At 72.9% G+C, this 23,693-nt stretch carries 27 protein-coding genes; 9 read left to right on the top strand and 18 right to left on the bottom strand.

The window, feature by feature from the left end:
- Positions 1-25 precede the first annotated feature (25 nt).
- A complete protein-coding gene (locus ACWGIS_RS20115) occupies positions 26-211 on the top strand; it encodes a hypothetical protein (RefSeq protein ID WP_453363787.1) in 186 nt (61 codons plus the stop codon).
- Positions 212-464: 253 nt separating this feature from the next.
- On the opposite strand, the gene ACWGIS_RS20120 is transcribed toward ACWGIS_RS20115, so the two are convergent.
- From ACWGIS_RS20120 to ACWGIS_RS20130, 3 genes are all read right to left on the bottom strand, one after another.
- Positions 465-1,721, bottom strand: coding sequence for a GNAT family N-acetyltransferase (locus ACWGIS_RS20120; RefSeq protein WP_453363788.1), 1,257 nt, complete (start codon positions 1,719-1,721; stop codon positions 465-467).
- 205 nt (positions 1,722-1,926) lie between these two features.
- On the bottom strand, positions 1,927-2,880 hold the full coding sequence (locus ACWGIS_RS20125; RefSeq protein WP_453363789.1) for an asparaginase: 954 nt from the start codon (positions 2,878-2,880) through the stop codon (positions 1,927-1,929).
- A gap of 121 nt (positions 2,881-3,001) precedes the next feature.
- Complete coding sequence (locus ACWGIS_RS20130) at positions 3,002-3,646, bottom strand: RsiG family protein (RefSeq protein WP_453363790.1); 645 nt, start codon at positions 3,644-3,646, stop codon at positions 3,002-3,004.
- A 173-nt stretch (positions 3,647-3,819) separates the two neighbouring features.
- Here ACWGIS_RS20130 and dtd point away from each other — a divergent pair, with 173 nt between their 5' ends.
- Entirely contained in the window at positions 3,820-4,257 is a 438-nt protein-coding gene (gene dtd, locus ACWGIS_RS20135; RefSeq protein ID WP_453363791.1) for a D-aminoacyl-tRNA deacylase, read from the top strand.
- 15 nt (positions 4,258-4,272) lie between these two features.
- Here the strand turns inward: dtd and ygfZ are convergent, their stop codons facing one another.
- The 6 genes from ygfZ to ACWGIS_RS20165 form a co-directional block, all read right to left on the bottom strand.
- Positions 4,273-5,247 carry a CAF17-like 4Fe-4S cluster assembly/insertion protein YgfZ gene (gene ygfZ / locus ACWGIS_RS20140; protein ID WP_453363792.1) on the bottom strand — a complete coding sequence of 325 codons (975 nt, stop codon included), beginning with the start codon at positions 5,245-5,247 and terminating at the stop codon, positions 4,273-4,275.
- Between the two features lie 10 nt (positions 5,248-5,257).
- On the bottom strand, positions 5,258-5,695 hold the full coding sequence (locus tag ACWGIS_RS20145; RefSeq protein WP_453363793.1) for a Fur family transcriptional regulator: 438 nt from the start codon (positions 5,693-5,695) through the stop codon (positions 5,258-5,260).
- A gap of 202 nt (positions 5,696-5,897) precedes the next feature.
- Positions 5,898-6,473, bottom strand: a complete 576-nt coding sequence (locus tag ACWGIS_RS20150; RefSeq protein ID WP_453363794.1) for an FABP family protein — start codon at positions 6,471-6,473, stop codon at positions 5,898-5,900.
- 257 nt (positions 6,474-6,730) lie between these two features.
- Positions 6,731-7,702, bottom strand: a complete 972-nt coding sequence (locus ACWGIS_RS20155; protein ID WP_453363795.1) for a hypothetical protein — start codon at positions 7,700-7,702, stop codon at positions 6,731-6,733.
- Positions 7,699-8,754, bottom strand: coding sequence for a hypothetical protein (locus ACWGIS_RS20160; protein ID WP_453363796.1), 1,056 nt, complete (start codon positions 8,752-8,754; stop codon positions 7,699-7,701). Before ACWGIS_RS20160 ends, ACWGIS_RS20155 begins: the two co-directional genes overlap by 4 nt.
- Positions 8,751-9,650: a hypothetical protein gene (locus ACWGIS_RS20165; RefSeq protein WP_453363797.1), complete on the bottom strand. Its 900-nt coding sequence runs from the start codon at positions 9,648-9,650 to the stop codon at positions 8,751-8,753. Before ACWGIS_RS20165 ends, ACWGIS_RS20160 begins: the two co-directional genes overlap by 4 nt.
- Before the next feature lie 147 nt (positions 9,651-9,797).
- Here ACWGIS_RS20165 and ACWGIS_RS20170 point away from each other — a divergent pair, with 147 nt between their 5' ends.
- Positions 9,798-10,160, top strand: coding sequence for a DsrE family protein (locus ACWGIS_RS20170; RefSeq protein WP_453363798.1), 363 nt, complete (start codon positions 9,798-9,800; stop codon positions 10,158-10,160).
- A gap of 37 nt (positions 10,161-10,197) precedes the next feature.
- On the opposite strand, the gene ACWGIS_RS20175 is transcribed toward ACWGIS_RS20170, so the two are convergent.
- The 8 genes from ACWGIS_RS20175 to ACWGIS_RS20210 form a co-directional block, all read right to left on the bottom strand.
- A complete protein-coding gene (locus ACWGIS_RS20175; protein WP_453363799.1) occupies positions 10,198-10,461 on the bottom strand; it encodes a DUF3099 domain-containing protein in 264 nt (87 codons plus the stop codon).
- Between the two features lie 89 nt (positions 10,462-10,550).
- Complete coding sequence (locus ACWGIS_RS20180; protein ID WP_054232391.1) at positions 10,551-10,838, bottom strand: DUF1416 domain-containing protein; 288 nt, start codon at positions 10,836-10,838, stop codon at positions 10,551-10,553.
- 45 nt (positions 10,839-10,883) lie between these two features.
- Positions 10,884-11,723 (bottom strand): sulfurtransferase, encoded by an 840-nt coding sequence (locus ACWGIS_RS20185; RefSeq protein WP_453363800.1) that lies wholly within the window; start codon positions 11,721-11,723, stop codon positions 10,884-10,886.
- A 151-nt stretch (positions 11,724-11,874) separates the two neighbouring features.
- Positions 11,875-11,955 (bottom strand): putative leader peptide, encoded by an 81-nt coding sequence (locus ACWGIS_RS20190; RefSeq protein ID WP_350310325.1) that lies wholly within the window; start codon positions 11,953-11,955, stop codon positions 11,875-11,877.
- A gap of 227 nt (positions 11,956-12,182) precedes the next feature.
- Positions 12,183-12,926 (bottom strand): LmeA family phospholipid-binding protein, encoded by a 744-nt coding sequence (locus tag ACWGIS_RS20195; protein ID WP_453363801.1) that lies wholly within the window; start codon positions 12,924-12,926, stop codon positions 12,183-12,185.
- 124 nt (positions 12,927-13,050) lie between these two features.
- Complete coding sequence (locus tag ACWGIS_RS20200; RefSeq protein ID WP_453363802.1) at positions 13,051-14,388, bottom strand: hypothetical protein; 1,338 nt, start codon at positions 14,386-14,388, stop codon at positions 13,051-13,053.
- Between the two features lie 8 nt (positions 14,389-14,396).
- Positions 14,397-14,651: a MoaD/ThiS family protein gene (locus ACWGIS_RS20205; protein WP_355793193.1), complete on the bottom strand. Its 255-nt coding sequence runs from the start codon at positions 14,649-14,651 to the stop codon at positions 14,397-14,399.
- A gap of 63 nt (positions 14,652-14,714) precedes the next feature.
- The gene (locus ACWGIS_RS20210; RefSeq protein ID WP_453363803.1) at positions 14,715-15,569 is read right to left on the bottom strand and encodes an alpha/beta hydrolase; all 855 of its coding nucleotides are present in this window, start codon (positions 15,567-15,569) and stop codon (positions 14,715-14,717) included.
- Positions 15,570-15,849: 280 nt separating this feature from the next.
- On the opposite strand from ACWGIS_RS20210, the gene ACWGIS_RS20215 reads away from it, so the two are divergent.
- Together ACWGIS_RS20215 and ACWGIS_RS20220 are read left to right on the top strand one after the other, a co-directional pair.
- Positions 15,850-16,704 (top strand): winged helix-turn-helix domain-containing protein, encoded by an 855-nt coding sequence (locus ACWGIS_RS20215; protein WP_453363804.1) that lies wholly within the window; start codon positions 15,850-15,852, stop codon positions 16,702-16,704.
- 23 nt (positions 16,705-16,727) lie between these two features.
- The gene (locus tag ACWGIS_RS20220) at positions 16,728-17,750 is read left to right on the top strand and encodes a LacI family DNA-binding transcriptional regulator (protein WP_453363805.1); all 1,023 of its coding nucleotides are present in this window, start codon (positions 16,728-16,730) and stop codon (positions 17,748-17,750) included.
- A gap of 48 nt (positions 17,751-17,798) precedes the next feature.
- Here the strand turns inward: ACWGIS_RS20220 and ACWGIS_RS20225 are convergent, their stop codons facing one another.
- Positions 17,799-19,553, bottom strand: coding sequence for a trypsin-like serine protease (locus ACWGIS_RS20225; protein ID WP_453363806.1), 1,755 nt, complete (start codon positions 19,551-19,553; stop codon positions 17,799-17,801).
- Positions 19,554-19,904: 351 nt separating this feature from the next.
- Between ACWGIS_RS20225 and ACWGIS_RS20230 the strand changes: the two genes are divergently transcribed.
- From ACWGIS_RS20230 to ACWGIS_RS20245, 4 genes are all read left to right on the top strand, one after another.
- Positions 19,905-21,098, top strand: a complete 1,194-nt coding sequence (locus tag ACWGIS_RS20230) for a S1C family serine protease (RefSeq protein WP_453363807.1) — start codon at positions 19,905-19,907, stop codon at positions 21,096-21,098.
- Positions 21,099-21,137: 39 nt separating this feature from the next.
- The gene (locus ACWGIS_RS20235; RefSeq protein WP_453363808.1) at positions 21,138-21,329 is read left to right on the top strand and encodes a hypothetical protein; all 192 of its coding nucleotides are present in this window, start codon (positions 21,138-21,140) and stop codon (positions 21,327-21,329) included.
- A gap of 167 nt (positions 21,330-21,496) precedes the next feature.
- Entirely contained in the window at positions 21,497-22,228 is a 732-nt protein-coding gene (locus ACWGIS_RS20240) for a response regulator transcription factor (protein WP_453363809.1), read from the top strand.
- Positions 22,225-23,682, top strand: a complete 1,458-nt coding sequence (locus ACWGIS_RS20245; RefSeq protein ID WP_453363810.1) for a sensor histidine kinase — start codon at positions 22,225-22,227, stop codon at positions 23,680-23,682. The genes ACWGIS_RS20240 and ACWGIS_RS20245 overlap by 4 nt, the downstream gene beginning before the upstream one ends.
- Positions 23,683-23,693: the final 11 nt, after the last annotated feature.

The following is a 23,693-nucleotide window of genomic DNA, read 5'->3' on the forward strand; positions in this document are numbered from 1 at the left end:
CAGACGTCCCGAAGGAGGGACCGTCATGCCGCTCCTCGCCCTCGCCGCCGCCGCACTCGCCATCGGATTCGAGTACCTCGTCCAGTGGAGGTACGGGCCCATGGGCATCATCGCGTTCGTCGCGCTGTCCGTCGGGCTCAAGGCCAGGAACACCGTGATCAGCGGCATCGGGGCCGTGATCCTCGTGATGCTGCTCGCCCAGTCCGGCTGACCGGACGCACCGTCCGGCAGTCCGGCCGGCCGGACTCCCTTCCGGAGGGGAGCCGGGAGCCCGGACCGGTCGCACCACCGCGCCGCCGCACCCCGTGCGGGGGCGCACCGCACCACGGGCGAACCGCGAACAGCCGGTTCGCCGCACCAGGGAATCGCCACGGATACGCACCACCGCCCACCGTCCGCCACGACGGGAAGGAGTCAGCGCCACGGCCGGCCGGGGGCCGCGCCGCACCACCGTCCGCAGTCCGTCAGAAGCTGTCCGGGCACCACGGTCGCCTGGACGTACGCAGCAGGGCGTCGGCCAGCACGGCGGCGCCCGCTCGTTCCTCCCGCACCCGGCCGAGCGCCGCGAGCCGCACCGCCGACTCGTCGCCCAGCCACAGGGACGCCAGCTCACGGACGTCCAGCGTGAGTTCGGCGTCCCGCGCGGTGGACACGCAGGACGCGCCGTCCGGCGCCGCGTCGAGCCGGTACCGCCCGGCCGACAGCCCGTCCGGGTCGGTGACCTCCAGGACCAGCGACCCGGTTCCCGCGTACGTACGCGCCTCCAGCGCCCGTACGACGTCCAGGATCCGCACCCACAGCCAGTCCGCCTGCGTCGTGATCCGGGCGGCCCGCGGGTCCGGCAGGAGGTGCGGGAGCAGGTCGTCGGGTGCGCGCCGGCCCGTTTTCACGCGGGTGATCCAGTCGATGGAGCACAGGTACCGCCACAGGGCGCGTTCCGCGGCCGGCGTCACCGCCGTCAGCCACCTCACCGACGCCGTGTTCAGCGGCTGCTTGGCGTCGCCCCAGTTGTCGTCCGCCTCGTACGCGGCCATGCCCTCGACCTCGCCGGACGCCGAGCGGTACACCGCGTAGAAGGGCTCCGTCCAGGGCGCGCGGTCCAGTTCCAGCACCCCGGTGTTCGCCTGCCACCAGCGGGCGTCGCGGCTGACGGCGCCGGGCTGGACGCGCCGGAGCCGGTCGTGCAGCTCGGGCCCGGCCTTGCGTACGTCCTCGCCGTCCACCAGGTCGACGCGGCCGCCGTCGCCCGGCCCCGACCAGTGGGGGTCGAGACCCGTCCGCGGCACGTCGACCGTCCACTCCGCGACGGTCGTGGCGGGCCCGAAGCCGTACCGTCCGTAGATCCGGTACTCGGCGGCGATCAGGGTCGCCACCACGTCACCGCGCTCCTTCGCCGCCGCGAGCTCGCGCGCCATCATGCGGCTGAGCAGGCCCCGGCGGCGGTGAGTGGCCGTGACGGTCACGTTCGTGATGGCGTCGGCGGGCACGGCCGTCCCGCCGACGGCGGTGAGCTCCTGCGGGAACGAGCGGAACGTCGCCACGCACCGGCCGCCGTCGAAGGCGCCCAGGGTCCGCTCCGGCACGATGTACGACGCCCGGTCGGCGATCTCCCCCTCCGAGACGGCCGGCGACCGGAGGAACCCGGTGTTCAGCGCTCGGATCCAGTCGGGGAGGTCGGTCTCGGTGATCGCTCGTACGTCGATGTCGTCACGATGGGTCATGAGGTCACGCTAGGTCTCCGGCCGGGCGGGTGTCGCCGGGTTTTCGCCGCCCGCCTCCGGTCCGGTGCACCACCGGCTGCCCGGCCCCCGCCCCGGCCTCGGCACCCCGCCCGACACCCGCCCCGGGACTCCGGCCCGCGCGCCCCGCAGCACCCGGACCGGCCCTGACCGGGACACCGAACGGGCAGGCCCCGGACCTCCGCGGTCAGAACGCCGCGCGGATCTCCCCCACCTCGCGGCCCGCGCCCAGCAGCGGTGCGTGGCCGATGCGGGCCAGCACCGGCGCGTCCACTCCCAGCAGGGCGAGCGCGCGGGACAGCACCGGGCCGAGCGCCCGGGTCGAACCGTCGTCGATCTTGAAGGCGAGGGCGCGGCCGTCGGGCAGGGCGACCGCCTGGACGGCCTCGGCGCCCATCTTGGACAGCGTGCCTGGCACCTCCCGCATGAGCCAGGTGTCGGGGCGCCGGGTGCCCGCGACGTACTCGGGGTGGGCGCGCATCGCGTCGGCGACCCGGCGCTCGGCGGTGCCGGGCGCGGCCAGCACGAAGGAGCGGAAGGCGCGGGCCAGACCGGTGAGGGTGACCGCCATCAGCGGGGCACCGCAGCCGTCCGTGCCGACGGCGGCGACCCGCTCGCCGGCCGCCTCCTCCACCACGGAGCGGATGAGCTGCTGGAGGGGGTGGGCCGGGTCCAGGTAGGAGTCCACGGGCCAGTCGCGCTGGACGCAGACCGCGAGCATCGCGGCGTGCTTGCCCGAGCAGTTCATGGTCACCCGGTCCCGGACCCCGCCCGCCGCCAGGTACGTCTCCGCCTCGACGGGGTCCAGCGGCAGGTCCGCCGGGCACTGGAGCTGCTCGGCCCGCAGCCCGTGCTCGGTCAGCATCTTCAGGACGAGGTCGCGGTGGAAGGGCTCGCCCGAATGGCTGGCGGCGGCCAGCGCGAGGCGCTCACCGCCGAGATCGAGGCCCGCCCGCAGGACACCGGCCGCCTGCATCGGCTTGTTGGAGGAGCGGGGGAAGACGGGCGCCGTCACGTCTCCCAGGGCCAGCTCCACCGAACCGTCCGCGGCCAGCAGGACCAGGCTGCCCCGGTGGCGGCCCTCCACGAAGCCGGAACGGACGACCTCGGCGAGGACGGGGGGTATGGCGGGGACGGACATCAGCGGCGGCCTTCCGGGGCGGGACCCGCCCCGGCGACGGCGGGGCGCGCTCCACGGGCGCCCGGTCGGGGCGCCGGGGTCACTCCGGCCGGGGGCGCCCGGGATCACCGGGGCCGCCGCGTCACATGAGCAGGTCGTCTACTTGTGCTTCTCCCTCACGGTACCTGCGGGCGATCTCCGCGCTGCAATCGTCCGCCGTGCGCTGGAGCCGCTGGCGCCGCCGGGAGACCTGCTGCTCGTAGCGGACGAGCCGGCCCATCCCGTCGTTCAGCTCGTCGTCCGTGCGGGCCTCCAGGTCCGACAGCTCGACCTCGGACAGCATGTCCGCGGCCAGCCGCCGGTACTCCTCGCCGTGCGGGGTGCCGACCGTCACGTGGCGGGCGGAGGAGCGGTGCCGGGCGGGTGCGTCGGTGAGGATCTCCGGGAGCCGGTCGACGAGCGAGGGCACCGCCAGGAGCCCGGGCGGCGCCGGAAGACCCCCGCGGCGCGCGAGTTCGGCCCGCAGGATGTCGATACGGCCCTGGAGCAGCCGCCGGACGTAGCTGAGGTCGGCCTCGTCCCGCTGGGCGTCGCGGCGCAGCGTGCGCAGCTCGGGCAGGCCCAGCACCGTGAGCTCCGGCTCGGGCGGGTCCACGGCCAGTGGGCTGTCGGTGCGCTGCACGGGTGGCCGCAGGGCGGCGCCCGTCTCCGCGGCGCCCCCGCGCGGGCTCGTACGGGTCAATGACACGGTCCCGGGCGGTCGCCCGGTGCTGCTCGGTGTGCTCATGTGCCTCTGCCGTCCCCTCGACCGGTGCGGTCCACCGCGTATGAGCTTCGCGGTACCCGCATGGTGCCACCCCAAGGGCCCGCTATGTGACCGAGTGCCCCCGAACGGCCCCAGATGGGGGGTTCGAACCCCCCGGAAATCACGCGAAGGGCCCGCACGGCATGATGGTCGGCATGCGAGCGGTGGTGCAGCGGGTGGACGGCGCGAGTGTCGTCGTGGACGGCGAGGACGGACCGGAGACGGTCGGCGCGATCAGCGGCGAGGGACTGTGCGTCCTGGTGGGGGTGACCCACGACGACACCAAGGAGAAGGCGGCCCAACTGGCCCGCAAACTCTGGTCCGTCCGGATGCTGAGCGAGGAGCGGTCCTGCTCGGACATCGACGCGCCGCTGCTGGTCGTCAGCCAGTTCACGCTCTACGGCGACGCCCGCAAGGGCCGCCGCCCCACCTGGAACGCGGCGGCCCCCGGGGAGGTCGCCGAGCCCCTGGTGGACGAGGTGGTCGCCCAACTCCGGGCGCTGGGCGCCACGGTGGCGACGGGCCGGTTCGGCGCGCGGATGCGCGTCTCGCTGACGAACGACGGCCCGTTCACGGTCCTGCTGGAGATGTGACCGGCGCGGGGCGCCCTACGGCTCCACGACGACTTCCTGGGCGGCCGCCGTGGTGTCGGCGAGGAGCCGCGCGTCCAGCGGGACGTTCCGCTTCACCAGGGCCAGCGCGATGGGGCCCAGCTCGTGGTGGCGTACGGCCGTCGTGACGAAGCCGATCTTGCGGCCGTCGGGGCCGTCGTCCGCGAGCCGCAGCTCGGTCCCGTGCGGCGGCAGATGGACCTCGCTGCCGTCCAGGTGCAGGAAGACCAGCCGGCGCGGGGGCTTGCCCAGGTTGTGGACGCGGGCGACGGTCTCCTGGCCGCGGTAGCAGCCCTTCTGGAGGTGAACGGCGCTGCCGATCCAGCCCAGTTCGTGCGGGATGGTGCGGTGGTCGGTCTCGAAGCCGAGCCGCGGCAGGTGGTGCTCGACGCGCAGGGCCTCGTACGCCAGCAGGCCGACCGCCGGGCCGTGCGCGCCGGTGTCCGCCGCGAACGCCTCCAGGTCCCCCCGCGGCAGGAACAGGTCCCGCCCGTACGGCGTCTCGCGCACGACGACACCGTCCGGGGCCTCGGCGATGGAGCCGGCGGGCAGGTGCACGACCGCGAACTCCTCCGTCCGGTCGGCGACCTCGACGCGGTAGAAGAACTTCATGGACTCCAGGTACGCGATCAGCGCGTCCTGCGTGCCGGGTTCGGTGTGCATCCACACCGTCTCGCCGTCGTCGACGAGGTACAGCGCGTGCTCGATGTGGCCGTTCGCGGAGAGGATCAGCGCCTCGGTGGCACGGCCGGCGGGGAGGTCGCTGACGTGCTGGGTGAGCAGCAGGTGCAGCCAGCTCAGCCGGTCGTCGCCGGAGACGGCGACGACACCGCGGTGCGAGAGGTCGACGAAGCCGGTGCCGTCGGCGAGGGTCCGCTGCTCGCGGAACAGATCGCCGTAATGGGCTGCGACACCTTCGTCCACGCCCTCGGCGTCGACGGCGCCGGGCAGGGACAGCAGGGGGCTCTTCATACGCCTAAGCCTACGACTCGGTAGTTGAAGTCTTGAGCGCGCAGGTCTCGCAGCGGCCGAAGATCGCGAAGTGCTTCATGTCCGTCTCGAAACCGAAGGTGTCCCGCAGCTTGGCGGTGAACTCGGCGGCCACCTCGATGTCGGCCTCGATGACGTTCGTGCAGTCCCGGCAGACCAGGTGGATGTGGTGGTGGCGGTCGGCCAGGTGGTACGTCGGAGCGCCGTGCCCGAGGTGCGCGTGGCTGACCAGACCCAGCTCCTCCAGGAGCTCCAGGGTCCGGTAGACCGTGGAAATGTTGACCCCCGACGCCGTCTTCCTCACCTCGATGAGGATGTCGTCGGGGGTCGCGTGCTCCAGGGTGTCCACTGCTTCCAGGACAAGCTGGCGCTGCGGCGTCAGGCGGTAACCGCGCTGCCGAAGATCGCTTTTCCAGTCGGTGCTCACCACACCACAGAGTCTAGGGCCTGCCGTTTGGGTCAAGCCGGCGTCGCGGGGTCTGGCACGCACATCTGCGGCGTTGTCGTCGGTCCTCGACGCTCCGCGTCGACTCCCTCCTCCGCCTTGCAGCTGCACGCACCAGACCCCGCTCGGGTCAGCCGGGAAGAACCGTCGGTCACGGCCGGCCTGACCCAAACGGCAGACCCTGGGCCTACTTGAAGAAAGCGATCCCGTCGTCCGGCATGTCGTCGGGGAGTGCCTTGGCCCAGCGCTCGACGTCCTCCGGGCTGACGACCTTCTTGAGGTGCGCCGACATGTACGGGCGGAGCTCGACGTCGGGCGTCTGCTTCTCGCCGACCCACATGAGGTCGCTCTTCACGTAGCCGTACAGGCGCTTGCCGCCGCTGTAGGGGCCGGAGGCCGCCGTCCGGGCCACGGCGTCCGTGACCAGGTCGATCTGCGGCTTCTTGTCGGCCAGGTCGCCGTACCAGATCTCGACCACGCCGTCGTCCCGGGTCATGACGACCTCGACCTTGCGGCTGCCGTCGATCCGCCAGAAGCCGGACTCGCTCTCCAGCGGCCTGACCTTGTTCCCGTCGGCGTCGAGGACCCAGGTGTGCGAGTGGTACTCCAGGAAGTCGCGCCCGTCGTGGCTGAAGGAGACCTCCTGCCCGAAGTTGCACTTCTCGGAGCCGGGGAAGTCGTGGACGCCCGCGCCCGCCCAGTTCCCGAGCAGGAAGGCGAGCGGGACGAGGTCCTTGTGGAGGTCGGACGGGATCTCGATCATGAGCAGCTTTTCGTCGGGGGCGTCTGGGGCGTCGTGGAGGTCAGGGACGGCGCGGGATCAGCGCTGGCCCTGGTAGAGCTTCTTCACGGTCAGCCCGGCGAAGGCGAGAACGCCGACGCAGACCAGGACCAGCAGGGCTTCGAAGAATGCCTCAAGCACGGGGTGCTCCTCGATTGAGCGGGGTGGAAGTACAAGAGCCGGGTCCCAGCTTAGTGGGCGGGGACCCGGCTCTCTCTGTGAGGTCGCCCTCGGCGGGGTCAGCTCAGCAGCTGGCCCTGCAGGGTCACCGTCTGCTGGAACGGCACGGCCTCGGCGTGCCCCTTACGGGACTGCACGATCAGCGCCATGGTGTCCCCGGCGGAGAGGTACGCATGCCTGACCTGCTCCGGGCCGTACGGCTTCGTCTCGGTGTAGACCGTGCGGCGGACGTCCTCGACGCGGGCGGCTGCGGGGTAGGCGTCGTCGGTGCCGGATTCGGTGGCGCCGCGCACGGCGTACTTCGGGGCCCGGAACGCGGTGAGGCCGTCGCCCCGGTAGACGTTCTCCTCGACGGCCGCGGTGCCGAACTGCAGCAGGTAGATCCGTGTGTGCGTGCCGTCCGGCGTGGTCCAGCCGCGGGCCGCGACGTGCCGCAGGCCGTTGTCGACGAGGGTCTGGGCGAACTCCTCGCGGTCCTCCTTCGAGGCGTACTCCGCCACGAAGTCCTTGGTCGGCAGCCAGCCGTCCTCGCCCTTCAGCGCCGGGTCGGTCCTGGCGCCGCGGGGCGCGGGCAGCACCAGTTCGCGCAGGTCGGCGAAATGGGCGCCGGCGAGGTTCTCCTCGGCGAACGGCCGCGGGCTGCCCTGCGGCAGCGGCGGCCGGGTGAGCCGCGGGTAGTCCCAGCGTCCGTCCGACTCCGTCGCGAGACCGGGCACGTCGGTGCGCTCCATCCGCGTGATGCCGTACGCCGTGGAGGCGCCGAGCGCGGCGAAGACGGTGACGGCGGCGGTCCAGCGCAGGACGGCCCGCAGCACCCTGCGGTCCTTCTTGACGGCCGGCGCGGGGGACGGCTGCCCCTCCGTGTACGGGGCGGGCGGGAGCCCGGGCATCGGCGGAGCGGCGAGAGGCGCGGGCTGCGGAGCGGGCGCCTCGACGGCCGGCGTCCCCGTCGCCCCGGCCGGCGTGGGCTCCCCGGTCGCGGGGGCCTGCCGTACGGTCGTCTCCGTGCCGGACACCTGCTGCTCGGTCATACCGCCTCCCCGGGGTCGCTGACGAGGTCGAGCTGCTTGCGGAGCAGTTCGGCCACGCCCTTCTTGTCCAGCGACTTGGTACCGGTCGCCGTGGCGCTGATCAGGATGTCGCCCTCGTAGGCGGAGCAGACCATCATGTCGAGCTTCTCGTCCGCGTCGGTGGGCGGCAGGAAGCACTGGGCGTTCTTGTGGCCCTCGATCTTCGGTCCCTTGCGGAAGACGCGCAGGGCGTCGAAGAAGTCCTGCTGGGCGGTGGCGACGGAGCGCACGGCGCCCCTGCTGCCCATCTGCGACAGCACGACGTCGACGACGAACAGCTTGTCGCCGTCGAAAGAGGACCCGGCGCTCGCGGTGCCGAGGTAGCTGCGCATCGCCATGCCCTTGATCCGCTGCCGGTCGATCTCCCGCTCCAACTGCCGGCGCTGGGAGCGCGGCAGGTCCTTGATCGACTCCTTGCGCAGCTCGGTGGCCTGGCGGCCGCTCAGCTCGGCGTCCGAACCGAACTCACCCATGTCGGGGCCGCGCCCGTAGCCGCTGCTTTCGCCGTAGGGCAGGAGCAGGCTGCCGAGGCCGGTCCTGTGGGCCTCGGCGGGCTTCTCGTCCGCAACCGCCTTCGGGAACTGCCACGCCGGCCGGCCGGGATCGCGGTCGGCGTCCCGCACGGTCACCACGGTGTACCCGGTGCCGCCCAGGACCGCGAGCAGCAGGATCCCGGCACCGGCGAGCGCGGCGACGCGGCCGCGTCGACGGGGCGTGCGGGGTGCCGACTGCGCTTCCGGGGCGGGCTCCGCCGCACCGGGCGCGTCGGCGTCGGCTTCCGCGGGGACAGGCGCGCCGGCCTCGGTTTCCGTGGCGTCCGGCGCGGGGGCCTCTGCTACCGCGGCGTCCGGTGCGGCTGCCTCGGGTGCCGGGGCTGGTGCGGGTGCCGCGGGTGCCGGGGCCGGTGCGGGTGCCGCGGGTTCCGCCGGAGCCGGGGGGACCGCGGGAGCGGGGGCCGGTGCGGTGTTCGCGGGCTGTACGGGCTCCTCGGGCCCGTTCCGGTCGTCCGTCACAGCCGCTCCATCTGCCGCTTGGCCAGGTCCATGATCCTCTTCTTGGGAATCGGCTTCGTGTCGTAGATGTAGATCTCCAGCGCCACGTCGCCGCGCCAGGCGTGCGCCTCGGCCGAGTACATCGGTACGTAGCCGGGCTTGGTCTCGGGCTTGGTGTCGACGTAGACCTCGCCGTCGCCGGTGCCGGGGATGGGCCAGCTGTCGGCGCCGCCCTTGCGACCCGCCCAGTAGTGGCCGTTGTCGGCGGAGCCGAGGGCCTCGGGGGCCTCCTCCTGGCGGAACTGCACGAGACGGACCTCGACGAACCGGGTGGAGTCCTCGCGCCAGCCGACGACGGCGGCGCGGCGGAACTCGTCCTCGTAGGACCGGTCGAACGCCACCTCGGGCTTGTTGAAATTCTCCGCGTAGCCGGCCAGGCTCATCCAGCTGTCGTCGCTGTGCTCGCCCAGCGGGTCCCGCGCTCCCTTCGGCCGCTTCACCAACAGCTTGCGCAGGTCGCCCTCGGTCCTGACCCGGCGGTCCTGCGCCGCGGACAGGGGCTCGACCTCGCCCTTGGCCTGCGGCATCTTCGGCTGCGAGAGCGGGGGCAGGGCGGTGGGCTCGCGGTCCGCCTGGACCAGGTAGCCGGCGCAGGTGCCCGCGACGACGCCGAGGACGGCGGCCGCGGCGATGAGCAGGGTGGTGCGTCCGCGCCGCCGGGGGCGCGTGCCGGGCGCGGCGGTGCCGGCGTCGTCGGCCGCCCCGGACCCGTCGGCCGGGACCGCCGCGACGAGCGTGACCTCGACGGCGGGCTCGGCGCCGGGCGCGTGCGGCTGCGGCTGCGGCTGCGGCTGCGGCTGCGGCTGCGGCTGCGGCTGCGGCGAAGGCTCCGGGGTGTCTCCGGGTCTTTCCGGCACTCCGGATCCTTCAGGTGATCGGGGTTCTATCAAGACGTCCCCCCACAGAACGTGAAGCACGGATTCCGTATCCGCGCGCACAGGAGACCCGTGGATGGTGCACCGAGTTGTACGAGGTTTGATCACGATTCGGACTACCATTCGGCCATGGCGAAAAAGCTCGTGATCAAGGTGACCGCGGGGGCCGATGCCCCCGAGCGCTGCTCGCAGGCGTTCACGGTCGCGGCGGTGGCCGTGGCCAGCGGCGTCGACGTGTCCCTCTGGCTGACCGGTGAGTCCGCGTGGTTCGCCCTGCCGGGCCGGGCGGCGGAGTTCGAGCTCCCGCACGCCGCCCCGCTGCCCGAGCTGATCCACTCGATCATGGCGGCCGGCCGCATCACGCTGTGCACCCAGTGCGCGGCCCGCCGGGACATCACGGAGAACGACGTCATCGAGGGCGTGCGCATCGCGGGCGCCCAGGTGTTCGTGCAGGAGGCGATGGCCGACGGGACGCAGGCGCTCGTCTACTGAGACACCCGCGGGGTACGGACGTGAACCCGGGAACGGGCTACGGCTGCCGGCGCCGCTTCCCGTCGAGTTCGTCCCACCACTCGTCGGACGTCGGGTCGCCCGAGGGGTCGTCCCACCAGCGGTCCTCGGGCCCGCGGCGGTTGGCCACCATCGCGGCCACCGGCGGGATCACCATCGCGACCACGCACATCCCGACGGCCACGGGGACGGACCAGAGCCGGACGACTCCCCAGGCCAGGACGAACAGGCCGATGCACGTCGCCATGAGGGCGAAGTAGGCGTGCCGCCGTCGCGCGTACATACGTCCAGCGTAGGACGGGAACAGCCGAAGGGCCGCACCCCGAGCGTCCAACCCGGGGGTGCGGCCCTCCGGCCGTTCATGTGGTGTCGTCAGACGGCGATCGCGACCTCGGCGAGGCCGCCCGTCTGCGCGACGACCGTGCGGTCCGCGGTGCCGCCGGGGACCAGCGCCCGGACGGTCCAGGTGCCCTCGGCCGCGTAGAAGCGGAACTGTCCGGTCGCCGAGGTGGGCACCTCGGCGGTGAACTCGCCCGTCGAGTCCAGGAGCCGGACGTAACCGGTGACGGGCTCGCCGTCGCGGGTCACCTGGCCCTGGATGGTGGTCTCACCGGGCTTGATCGTCGAGGCGTCGGGGCCGCCGGCCTTCGCTCCACACATAAGTTCTGTCCTTCGGGTGATGAGAGGGGTCGCGGAGGCCGCGGGTTACTTGTTGGCGCCGAGCTCGATCGGCACGCCGACCAGGGAGCCGTACTCGGTCCAGGAGCCGTCGTAGTTCTTGACGTTCTCGACACCGAGCAGCTCGTGCAGCACGAACCAGGTCAGCGCGGAGCGCTCGCCGATGCGGCAGTAGGCGATGGTGTCCTTGGCGAGGTCGACCTGCTCGGCGGCGTAGAGCTCCTTGAGCTCGTCGTCCGACTTGAAGGTGCCGTCGTCGTTGGCGTTCTTCGACCACGGGATGTTGCGGGCGCTCGGGACGTGGCCCGGACGCTGCGACTGCTCCTGCGGCAGGTGGGCCGGGGCGAGCAGCTTGCCGGAGAACTCGTCGGGCGAGCGCACGTCGACCAGGTTCTGCGAGCCGATCGCGGCGACGACGTCGTCACGGAAGGCGCGGATCGCCGTGTTCTGCGGCTTGGCCTTGTACTGGGTCGCCGGCCGGGTCGGGACCTCGTCGACCAGGTCGCGGGAGTCGAGCTCCCACTTCTTGCGGCCGCCGTCGAGCAGCTTCACGTTCTCGTGGCCGTAGAGCTTGAAGTACCAGTAGGCGTACGAGGCGAACCAGTTGTTGTTGCCGCCGTAGAGGACCACCAGCGTGTCGTTGGCGATGCCCTTCTCCGACAGGAGCTTCTCGAAGCCCTCCTGGTCGACGAAGTCACGGCGGACCGGGTCCTGGAGGTCCTTGGTCCAGTCGATCCGGATCGCGTTGCGGATGTGGTTCTTCTCGTACGCGGACGTGTCCTCGTCGACCTCGACGACGGCCACGTTCGGGTCGTCCAGGTGCTCCTGGACCCAGTCGGCGTCTACCAGGACGTCGCTGCGGCTCATGCTCGTTCTCCTCCGGGGCAGTTGCGGCGGGGCGGTGCGGTGGGGCGGAGTGCGCGGTACACGGTCACGACAGCGGTGGCGTACGCGGCGCACGAGTGGCCCTGACGGGGATGGCCGAGGGCCGGGAATGCGGAAGTACGCGGGCTTCCGCTCAGAAGGTGCGACAGAGCATGGCGGCGACGCGGCACAGGTCTACTGCCCGCCGCTTCGTGAGATCCGCCTGTCGCTTCATGACTGCGATCGTAGGGACGGACGGGCGCGGATGTCACCGGGGTGTCGCATGGTGAGACGCGATCGTCCGCATTGTGGGATGTGCGGCCCCGCCGGGTCCGCGACGCCCGTAAATCCCGGGCCCTCGGCGGTGGTCCGCGCCGCCGGCCGGACCGGGCATCTCGCCCTTCGGACACCTGTCCGAACGCGCCGGGGGCGGCTCGCGGCGCCTTCCCGGGTCGTACTCCCCTAGCCGACGAGCCGGACGTCCGAGCCCTTCACCTTGATGTCGACGCCGTTCTCGGCGGCCTCGACCTTGTCCAGCTCGACGCCGCCGGGGAGTTCGTCGATCTTCTGCTGGAAGTCGGTGATGGCACGGATCTTGCCCTCGGCGAGTTCGACACCGAGCTTGGGCAGCGAGTCGGCGTGCACCCGCACCTTGTCGCCCGCCACGCTGACCGAGCTGAGCACGGCGACCGGCTGGGGCAGCTTGGTGCCGAGGACGGTCGCCTCGACCTTGACCTTGATCTTGCCGTTCCCGCCGTCCGAGAGCCCGACGACCTTGGCGGTGACCCCGGGAGCCACCTGCACGGGCTCCGACTTGGCGGCCTTGAGCAGTTCGTCGTAGGCGATGGTGGCGGTGCCGGTGGCGCTGTCGGCGGTGGCCGAGCTGTAGTCGCCGCTGAACTCGACGCCGTGCATCTCGGCGTTCAGGTCGTCGATGCGGATCGAGTCGCCCGCGGCACCCGTGCCGTCGGTCGAGGCCTCGTAGTTCTGGATGCCGATCTCGACGTCGTCCAGCTTGCCGCCGGCGACCTGGGTCAGGAACGGGAAGCCCTTGATGGACACGTCCGGGGTCTCGGTCAGACCCTCGCTGCTCTTGATCCGGTCGGCCGCCTCGTCCTCGGCGAAGCCGACCGCGACACGGTCCGCGATCACGAAGAGACCGCCCAGGATCACGGCGACGATCAGAAGTATTCGCAGTGCGCGCATGCTCGGTGTTCTCCCAGTCGGCGGCCGGCCGACGACCTGGCCGGCCGTCCAGCGTGAGCCTAATCCCGCGGGGCCCCGGATCGGAGGGCCCCGCGGAGTTGTCGATCAGCTGTGACGAACACCCCTACTGACCGAGGGCGCGGCCCAGCAGGTAGACGGCCGGGGCCGCCGCGGTGAGCGGGAGCGCCACACCGGCCGTCATGTGGACGAAGCGGGACGGATAGTCGTACGAGGCGACCCGGTGGCCGATCAGCGCGCAGACGCCCGCGCCGAGGCCGAGGAGCGCGCCCCCGCTGCCCAGGTCCGTCAGTCCGCCGACCGCGATGCCGGCACCGGCGGCGGCCAGCAGCGCCACCACCACGGAGGCGGCCGTGGGCAGCGGCAGGGCGCGGGCCAGGACCGCGACGGCGACCGAGGCGGCGCCGACGGTGACCGCGTCCGGCGCGGCTGCGAGGTGGCCGGTCGCGACGATCGCCAGGGCAGCCGAGACGACCGTCGCCATCAGCCCGTACATCCGGGTGTCCGGGTCGGCGTGGCTGCGCAGCTGGAGGACGAGGGTGAGCAGCACCCACACGCCGAGCGTGCCGAGGATCGCCGCCGGCGCGTTCTCCCGCCCGGCCGCGAACAGCGCGGCGTCCGCGGCCAGCGCGCCGGCGAAGGCCAGGGCGATGCCCTGCCGGGCCGGCCACATGCCGTTCAGCCGGAACCAGCCGGCCGCGGTGACCGCCTGGAGCAGCACCAGCGGGACGGCGAGCGCGTACTGCCCGACCGCCGCGCCGCCGGCGAGCAGCAGCCCGAGCAGGGCGGTCAGGGCGGCGGGCTGCATGCCCGGCTCGATGACCGGCGAGCGGCCCTCGGCCCTGGCCCGCTGGGCGTCGGTGATCCGGGGGTTGCCGGTGACCGTCGGCGGCCCGTAGCCGGGCCCGGCCTCTCCGGCGGCCTGCGAGGCCGCGCCGACGGGCGGGACCGGATCGGCCGGGCCCTGCGCGCCGGCCGCCTGGTGTGCGTTGCCGTAGCCCGGCTCGGCGGACCCGTAGCCGGACCCGTCGGCGCCCGTCCACTGGGCGCCGGGGTCCGCGGCGCCGGTCCACCGGCCGTCCGCCGGGGCGCCACCGCTCCACTGCGCACCCGGGTCGCCCGCGTCGCTCCACGTACCGGCCGGGGCCTCCGGCGGCAGGGGCCGGCCGGCCGTGCCGTACGGGGACGGCTCGGCGTATCCCTGCGGGGGCAGGTAGGCGGTGTCCGCGGCGACGTGGGGCTGCGCCTGGGTCTCCCAGGTCCGGCCCTCCCACTGCTGGGTGTACTGCTGGGACTGCTGCGCCTCGTCGTACCCCTGCTGCCCGGGCCAGCCGGACTGCTGCGGCGCCGGCTGCTGCTGCTGCTGAGCCTGCTGGTACGGGTCGTACCCCTCGTACGGGGGCTCGTACGGGGGTTCGTACGGCTCGTAGGGCTGGTTGCTCATGCTCTCGGTCACCCTCCTGCGAACGGCGGGAGCACCTCGACCGTGCCGCCCTCGGCCAGCCGTACCGTCTCATGTGCGCGGGTGCCCACCGGGTCACCGTCGATGAGGAACGAGCACCGCTTCAGGACCCGGACGAGTTCGCCGGGGTGTCGCTCGCGCGCCGCGTCGAGCGCCTCGGCGAGCGTGCCCGCCTCGTACGGCTCCTCGGCGACGCCGGCCGCGGCCTTGGCGGCGGCCCAGTACCGCACCGTGCCCTTTGCCATCTGGTTCCTCGATCAGTGGATGAAGTCGGCGCCGGCGTCGTCGGTGACACCGGCACCGCCAGGCTAGCCCGCGTGCTTCGCGACCCAGCGCCCGATACGGTCCAGCAGCTCGTCGCCGGCCGCGTTCTCGGCGTGGCCCATCCCGTGCTCCAGCCACAGTTCGGCGTTGTCGCCGGCCGCCTCGGCCAGCATCCTCGGGTGGTCGACGGGGAAGTAGCCGTCTCGGTCGCCGTGCACGATCAGCAGCGGGGTGGGGGCGATCCGCGGGACCGACTCGACCGGGGACGGCGGGACCGGGTCCCAGTCGCGGTGATGGATGCGGGTGCGCAGGCCCACCCGGCCGACAGCCCGGCCCACCGGACGGGTTACCAGCCAGTGCAGGCGCCGCATAGGGGCCGTACCGCGGTAATACCAGCGAGCGGGGGCACTCACCGCCACCACGGCGTCGACCCGCGCCTCCGTGCGCCCCTCGTGCTGCGGGGCCGCCGGGGCGTCGTCCACGGCGGCATGGCGCAGGACCACCGAGCCACCCATCGAGAAACCGACGGTGGCGACCCTGGTGTGCCCGAGTTCACGTGCCCAGGCGACCGCCGCCGCGAGATCGAGGACCTCGCGGTCGCCGACCGTGGAGCGGCCGCCGGAGGCTCCGTGGCCTCGGAAGGAGAACGTCACGACAGCCGCGTGACCGGCGAGGACGTCCGCCGCGCGGCGCAGGTGCGGGCGTTCCAGATCGCCCGTGAATCCGTGCGCGACGACGATGACGAGCTCCTCGGACGTCCCCCTTCCGGGGGTGTACGCCGCGTCGATGCTGACGCCGTCGGAGGTGCGCAGAAACCTCCGCAAAGGGGCGGGAGCGCCTGTCTCACCTGGTGGAATTCTGTGAGATCGCGTCACACGACCTGCCGGACCTGAGCTCATGTGGGCTATTCTGCTGGGCAGAGGACTCGGGCAGTGAAGCCCCCGGGTCCTTTTGTGCTTTCCGAAGCGTTGTATACGAAGCCGGTATACGAAAGCGTTTCGGTTCCGGTGCAGCGGATTCCAGGGCGCGGGATCCGCATCGCAGTACGAAGCAGTGCCGCAGACTCCCCCACCGCCCCCAAGGCGTGGGAGGTGCCCCCATCAGGGACCGAGGAGGAACCAGACGTATGGGCGAGCGAACCGTGCACGAACGTAGGACGACCCAGGCAGGTGGGGCGCGATGAGTTCTCTGCTGCTCCTGACGAACGCCCTCCAGCCGTCGACGGAGGTGCTGCCCGCTCTCGGCCTGCTCCTGCACACCGTGCGCGTGGCTCCGGCGGAAGGGCCCGCACTGGTCGACACCCCGGGTGCCGACGTCATCCTCATCGACGGGCGCCGCGACCTCCCCCAGGTCCGCAGCCTGTGCCAGCTGCTGCGGTCCACCGGGCCCGGCTGTCCGCTGATCCTCGTCGTCACCGAGGGCGGCCTCGCGGCCGTCACCGCGGACTGGGGCATCGACGACGTCCTCCTCGACACCGCGGGACCCGCGGAGGTCGAGGCGCGGCTGCGGCTGGCCATGGGCCGCCAGCAGATCGTCAACGACGACTCCCCCATGGAGATCCGCAACGGCGACCTCTCGGTGGACGAGGCGACGTACAGCGCCAAGCTCAAGGGCCGGGTCCTGGACCTGACCTTCAAGGAGTTCGAGCTCCTGAAATACCTCGCGCAGCACCCGGGCCGCGTCTTCACCCGCGCCCAGCTGCTCCAGGAGGTCTGGGGCTACGACTACTTCGGCGGCACCCGCACGGTCGACGTCCACGTACGGCGGCTGCGCGCCAAGCTCGGACCCGAGCACGAGTCGCTGATCGGAACCGTCCGGAACGTCGGTTACCGGTTCGTCACCCCGGAGAAGGCCGACCGGACCGCAGCGACCCCTGCCCGGCCGGGCGCCGCCGAGAACGGGGGCGAGAACACGGCGGGGACGGCGCGCTCAAAGGCGGACGAGGCGGACGAGACCGCCCACCTCGACGCCGTGGACGCCCCCGAGGTCGCGGCGACGGCGCAGGAAGCGGCCGTACGGCCTGCCCAGAGGTAGGTCCATCCGCGTAGACTCCGCCCGTGGCCAAGGTGACTCGGGATGACGTGGCGCGACTGGCGGGTACCTCCACCGCCGTCGTCAGCTATGTCATCAACAACGGACCCCGGCCGGTCGCCCCGGCCACGCGCGAGCGTGTCCTCGCCGCGATCAAGGAGCTGGCGTACCGCCCGGACCGGGTCGCCCAGGCCATGGCCTCGCGCAAGACCGAGCTCATAGGCCTGATCGTCCCGGACGCGCGCCAGCCCTTCTTCGGGGAGATGGCGCACGCGGTCGAGCAGGCGGCCGCCGAGCGCGGCAAGATGGTGCTGGTCGGCAACTCGGACTACATCGCGGAGCGCGAGGTCCACTATCTGCGGGCCTTCCTCGGCATGCGGGTCTCCGGGCTGATCCTCGTGAGCCACGCCCTGAACGACAACGCGGCAGCCGAGATCGAGGCGTGGGACGCCCGGGTGGTCCTGCTGCACGAGAAGCCCGAGGCCATCGACGACGTCGCCGTCGTCACCGACGACACGGGCGGCGCCCAGCTCGCCACCCGCCACCTGCTGGAGCACGGCTACGAGTACGTGGCCTGCCTGGGCGGTACGGCCGAGACGCCCGCGGTGGGCGACCCCGTCTCCGACCACGTCGAGGGCTGGCGGCGCGCGATGCAGGAGGCCGGCATCCCCACCGAGGGCCGCCTCTTCGAAGCCCCGTACAACCGCTACGACGCCTACCAGGTGGGCCTCCAGCTGCTGGCCGGGCCCGACCGTCCGCCGGCCATCTTCTGCTCCACCGACGACCAGGCGATCGGCGTGCTGCGGGCCGCCCGCGAGCTGCGCATCGACGTCCCCGGCGAGCTGGCCGTGGCCGGCTTCGACGACGTCAAGGAGGCGGCGCTCACCGACCCGCCGCTGACGACCATCGCCTCCGACCGCTCCGCGATGGCCCGCGCCGCCGTCGACCTCGTCCTGGACGACGGTCTGCGGGTGGCCGGATCGCGGCGGGAGCGGCTGAAGCAGTTCCCGTCCCGGCTGGTCGTACGACGCTCCTGCGGCTGCGAGTAGCGGGGACCCGCGGGGCCGGTCACGGCCGTCCGCGGATCCCCGGCACCCCTAGAACAGCAGGTTGTACTGGTTGAAGCCGGTGCCCAGGGTGATCCGCGTGCCGAACAGGCCGCTGGACGCCTTGTTGGTGCCCGGGTAGAGCCAGAGCGTGCCGCCGGAGTCGCGGGCCATGACGTCGGCGATGCCGTCGCCCGTCACGTCGCCGTTCGCCACGTACGAGGTGAAGTTCCAGCCGGTACGGGCCTGGATCCGCGCGGACCACGGGGTGTGCTCCTGCTGGGTGCCCCGGTACAGGTACAGGACGCCCGAGGTGTTGCGGACCAGCAGGTCGGCCCGGCCGTCGCCGGACAGGTCGCCGTGACCGAAGATCTTCACGTTCTTCCAGGCCCGGTCCACGACCTTGACGCGGGCGTAGAACTGGCCGTTGCCCTTGCCCGGGTACAGGTAGACCGAGCCGTCGGCGTCCACCGCGACCAGGTCGGGGCGCGCGTCACCGGTCATGTCGCCGGGGATCGCGTACGACTTGTAGCCGCCCCACACCGAGCTGACCTGCATCCAGGCGTACTCGCCGGAGGCGTGGTCCAGGTACTCGCGGTAGATCTTGCCGTCGGTCTTGTCGCGGACGATCCAGTCCTGGAAGAAGTCGCGGTCCAGGTCGGCCTGGAGGCCCCAGCTGATGGTCTCCCAGCCGCTGCCCAGGAACTTCCGCTGGGTGAGCGAGGTGCCCCTGCTGTCCTGCTCGAAGAGGCCGCCGGACGGCGTACGGGCCAGCAGGTCGGCGCGTCCGTCGAACGACTCGTCGGTGTCGTCGATGCGCGGCTGGGCCGCCCAGGTGTACGACGAGACCTTGGTGAACACCGGGTAGGCGCCCTCCGCGGTGCAGCCCGCGACACCCCAGGAGACGATGCCGACGACCTTGCCGCCGACCACGACCGGGCCGCCGGAGTCACCGTTGCAGGGGCTCTTGGTGCCCTCGTCGGTGCCCGTCGCCGGGGTGCCGGCACAGAACATCGAGCCCTCGATGAAGTCGTCCTCGCCGAGGACCGACCGCATCGCGGAGTCGCAGGTCGCGTCGGCGACCACCGGCAGGCTCACCTTGCGCAGCGTCGCCGACAGGTCGGCGTCGGGGGCGCCGGAGGTCAGGCCCCAGCCGTAGACCGTGGCGTTCTGCCCCGGGGCGTACCAGGGCGTGTCGTTGGCGGCCGCCAGCCGCATCCAGGGCTGTTCCAGCGGCCGGTCCAGGGTGAGCACCGCGATGTCGTTCTGGATGGTGTCGGGGTTGTAGCGCGGGTGATTCCACTGGCGCCAGACGCCCGCGACGGTGCCGTTCGTGTCGTCGAGGAGACCGGCGGTGCCGGCCACCACGGCGCCGTTGCCGACCCAGTCGAGGTCCGCGACGCAGTGCGCGGCGGTGAGGACCTTGTTCGGGGCGACCAGGGTGCCGCCGCAGAAGTAGCCGTCGCCGGTGGCCGGGTCGTAGTAGGAGAGCTGGACCATCCACGGTGCCGCCGAGATGCCGGTCGTGCCGCCGCCGATGATGAACGGGGTCTTCAGGGGCGTCTTCGCCGGGGTCGCCTGGTCCCGGACGGCGTTCAGGTAGCGGGCGCGCAGCTCCGCGTCGGAGGCGGTGGGCGCGGGGGCCGCGGGCTGGGCGAGGCCCGCCTCGGGCAGTCCGGGCGGGGCGTCGGCCGCGGTGGCGGGCTGCGCCGCCAGGACTCCGGCGCAGCTCAGCGCCAGCGCGAGTGCGGCCGCGGGAAACGCCGTGGCGGGGCGTCTCAGACGGGCGCGCAGGGCACGTATCACTCAGGGCTCCTGGTGGGTGGGTGCGTCCGGGCCCTTCGAGAGTGCGGGCCCGGGAAAGGACTGACGGGACCCGAGAAGGGCGTACGACGCACCGGCCCGGACCGCGCATGGCAGTCGGGCGAAACCGCGGAGCCCCCCTCCGGCGCGGTGATCGTAGGCCGCGCGCACCACCAAGCACACGGGCCGCACAGCGGGCAGACAAGTATTCGCCCCGCGCGTTCCGTGCCATCACGCCCCCGCAACCCGCCGTTCGCCCGGCCGGAGCGTCTTCATATCGGGCATACGAGGTTCTGTCGGGCTTCTCAGCGGTCCCTCAGCCGCCTCTCATGATGGGGAGCGAGTCTGCTTTCCATGACCGAGAGCTTCCGCCGCAGCGGCGAGTACGAGCACCCCCAGCAGGGCGACCAGTCCGGGTACGTGCAGGGCGGCCACCAGCCCGCGTACCCCGGGCAGCAGCACGCCTCCTCCCCCGTCGACCCCGAGTGGCCGCCCCCGCCGGCCCACGCGCCCGGCACCCCGGTCGCCGTCGCGCCGGGCACCACGGTGTGGCCGGGCGCGGGCCACCGGACCGGCGACGCCGGCCACGGCGGCGCGGACGGCTTCGGGCACCCCGGCCCCCCGCCCTTCCCGCCGGCCCCCGGCGCCGGGCCCGCCCCGGCCCCCAGGAGGCGTGCCCGGGGCCCGCTGGCCCTGCTCGCCGCCGTGGCGATCGCGGCGGCGGCCGTGGGCGGCGGCACCGCGTTCGCCTTCCAGGAGCTGACCGGCCCGGACACCGTGGCGAGCGCTACGAGCACGACCGTGGTCCCGGCCGCCAAGAAGGGCACCGTCGCCGGGGTCGCCGCGGCGGTCAGCCCGAGCATCGTGGAGATCAGCGCCACCTCGAACGCGGGCCGGTCCACCGGCTCGGGCGTGATCATCACCTCGGGCGGCGAGATCATCACCAACAACCACGTCATCTCCGGCGCATCCTCGATCAAGGTGACGACGAGCACGGGCAAGACCTACACCGCGAAGGTCGTCGGCACGGACAGCAAGAAGGACCTCGCGCTGATCGGGCTGGAGAACGCGCCGTCCGGGCTGAAGGCGGCGAGCCTCGGCGACTCCGACGCCGTCCGGGTCGGCGACGACGTCGTCGCGATCGGCTCCCCGGAGGGTCTGACCGGCACCGTCACCAGCGGCATCGTCTCCGCGCTCGACCGCGACGTCACCGTCTCCACGGACGAGAGCCAGGGCCAGCAGGGCGGCGGCAGCGGCCAGTGGCCCTTCGAGTACGGGGGCCGGGAGTTCAACGGCGACACCGGCTCGTCCACGACGACGTACAAGGCGCTCCAGACGGACGCCTCGCTGAACCCGGGCAACTCCGGCGGCGCGCTGATCGACATGAACGGCAACATCATCGGCATCAACTCCGCCATGTACTCGGCCGCCTCGGACTCCTCGTCCGGCTCGACCGACGCGGGCAGCGTCGGCCTCGGCTTCGCCATCCCGGTCAACACCGTCAAGTCCGACCTGGACACCCTGCGCGCCGGCGGCTCCGACAGCTGAGCCGCCCCCGTGCGGGGGCCAGTGACCCAGGAGGTCGACATGATCACGCGTGTTCCGTTCCGGCAGGTCGCCCACTCCGCGGCGGGCGGTGACCCGGCCGGGCTCGGCCTCGCCCTCGCCGTCGCCCGCCGGCTGCACCCGCCGCTCACCCGGGCCCCCGAGGTGGCCCCGGCCGCCGCCCGGCCCGCCCGCGCCGACCGGATCCGCCGCCGTACCGCCCCGCGGGCCTGACCGGACGGTGCCGCGCGAGTCCGCCCCCGCCGGTGTGCGGGGCGGCTCCCGGCCCGCCCGGTCCCGCACCCGGCCGGCCCTGCGGGAGGAGCCGCGGACGTGCGACGCTGAACGTCCCGACCCGCCTCCCCTCGCATCCCCCATCGCACCCGAGGAACAGAACGCCGATGAGCCCCGCCGAAGGCGACCGTGAACCCCAGCGCATCCTGATCGTCGACGACGAGCCCGCGGTGCGCGAGGCGCTCCAGCGCAGCCTCGCCTTCGAGGGGTACGGCACCGAGGTCGCCGTGGACGGCGCGGACGCCCTGGAGAAGGTCACCGCGTACCGGCCCGACCTGGTCGTCCTCGACATCCAGATGCCCCGGATGGACGGCCTGACGGCGGCCCGCCGGATGCGCGGCGCGGGCACCACCACGCCGATCCTCATGCTCACCGCCCGCGACACCGTCGGCGACCGCGTCACCGGCCTCGACGCGGGCGCCGACGACTACCTGGTCAAGCCCTTCGAGCTCGACGAACTCTTCGCCCGCATCCGGGCGCTGCTGCGCCGCAGCTCGTACGCGGCGGCGGCGATCGGCACCGCGGAGGACGACGCGCTCACCTTCGCCGACCTGCGCATGGACCTGGCGACCCGCGAGGTCACCCGGGGCGGGCGGCAGGTCGAGCTGACCCGCACGGAGTTCACGCTCCTGGAGATGTTCCTCGCCCACCCGCGCCAGGTCCTCACCCGCGAGCAGATCCTCAAGGCCGTCTGGGGCTTCGACTTCGAGCCGAGCTCCAACTCCCTGGACGTGTACGTGATGTACCTGCGCCGCAAGACCGAGGCGGGCGGCGAGCCGCGGCTCGTCCACACGGTGCGGGGCGTCGGGTACGTGCTGCGCTCGGGCGGCGCCGAGTGAACCGAGTCCTGCGCCGGTTCCGGTCCCTGCCGATCCGGTCCCGGCTCGCGCTGCTGGTCGCGGCGGCGGTGGCGTTCGGGGTGGCCGCGGTGTCGGTGACGTGCTGGTTCATCGTGCGGGGGAAGCTGTACGACGAGGTGGACAGCGATCTGCGTGCGGCCGGCGGTCCCCTGCGGTCCGAGCTGGTGGACGCCGTCGTGGCGAACTGCACCACGACGCCCTCCCAGCAGGAGGACCCCGGCCCGCAGCCGGCCACGTACTACATCCAGGTGATCAAGTCCGACGGCACGGCATGCGTCTTCTCGAACTCCGCGGGCGCGGTGAAGGTGACCGGCAGCGACACCGCCGTCGCCGAGAACCCGACCCGGGGCACGGGACCGATCCACAACAGCACCGACGAGGACGGCGACCCCGTACGGGTGCTGACCTCTCCCCTGATCGGCAGCGGTCCGAGCGGCGCCCGCCTGTACAAGGACGCCGCTCTCCTCATCGCCTTCCCTCTCCAGGACACCGACAAGACGCTCGACGAACTCGCCCTGCTGCTCCTCCTCGTCTCCGGGATCGGTGTCGTCGGTGCCGGGGCCGCCGGTCTCGCCGTGGCCCGCGCCGGGCTCAGGCCCGTCGACAAGCTCACCGAGGCGGTCGAGCACGTCGCGCGCACCGAGGACCTCACCATCCGTATCCCGGTGGAGGAGGACGGCGAGGACGAGATCGCCCGGCTGTCCCGCTCGTTCAACTCGATGACCGCCTCGCTCGCGAACTCCCGCGAGGTGCAGCAGCAGCTCATCGCGGACGCCGGGCACGAACTGCGCACGCCGCTCACCTCGCTCCGCACCAACATCGAACTGCTCGCCCGCAGCGAGGAGACGGGCCGCGCGATCCCCCCGGCCGACCGCAAGGCGCTGCTCTCCTCCGTCACCGCGCAGATGACCGAACTCGCGGTACTGATCGGTGATCTGCAGACGCTCTCGCGGTCGGAGTCGGCCCAGTCGGGGGACCGCGTGCAGGTGGTCGCGCTGCGGGACGTCGTGGACGCTGCGCTGCGCCGGGCCCGGCTGCGCGGACCAGAGCTGACGATCTCGGCGGACCTCCACCCGTGGTTCGTCCGGGCGGAGCCGTCCGCGCTGGAGCGGGCGATCGTCAACGTGCTCGACAACGCGGTGAAGTTCAGCCCGGAGGGCGGCACCGTCGAGGTCGCGCTCGACGGCGGCGTCCTCACCGTCCGGGACCACGGCCCCGGCATCCCCGCCGACGAACTCCCCTACGTCTTCGACCGGTTCTGGCGCTCGCCGTCGGCGCGCGCGCTGCCCGGTTCGGGCCTCGGCCTGTCCATCGTGGCCCGCACCGTCCAGCGGTGCGGCGGCGAGGTCTCGCTGACCCCGGCGGAGGGCGGCGGCACGGTCGCGACCGTCCGGCTCCCCGGCGCGCCGACACCCCCGCCGGAAGCCCCTTAGGCACAAGTCGT

This window comes from Streptomyces sp. NPDC054842, from assembly GCF_053611025.1.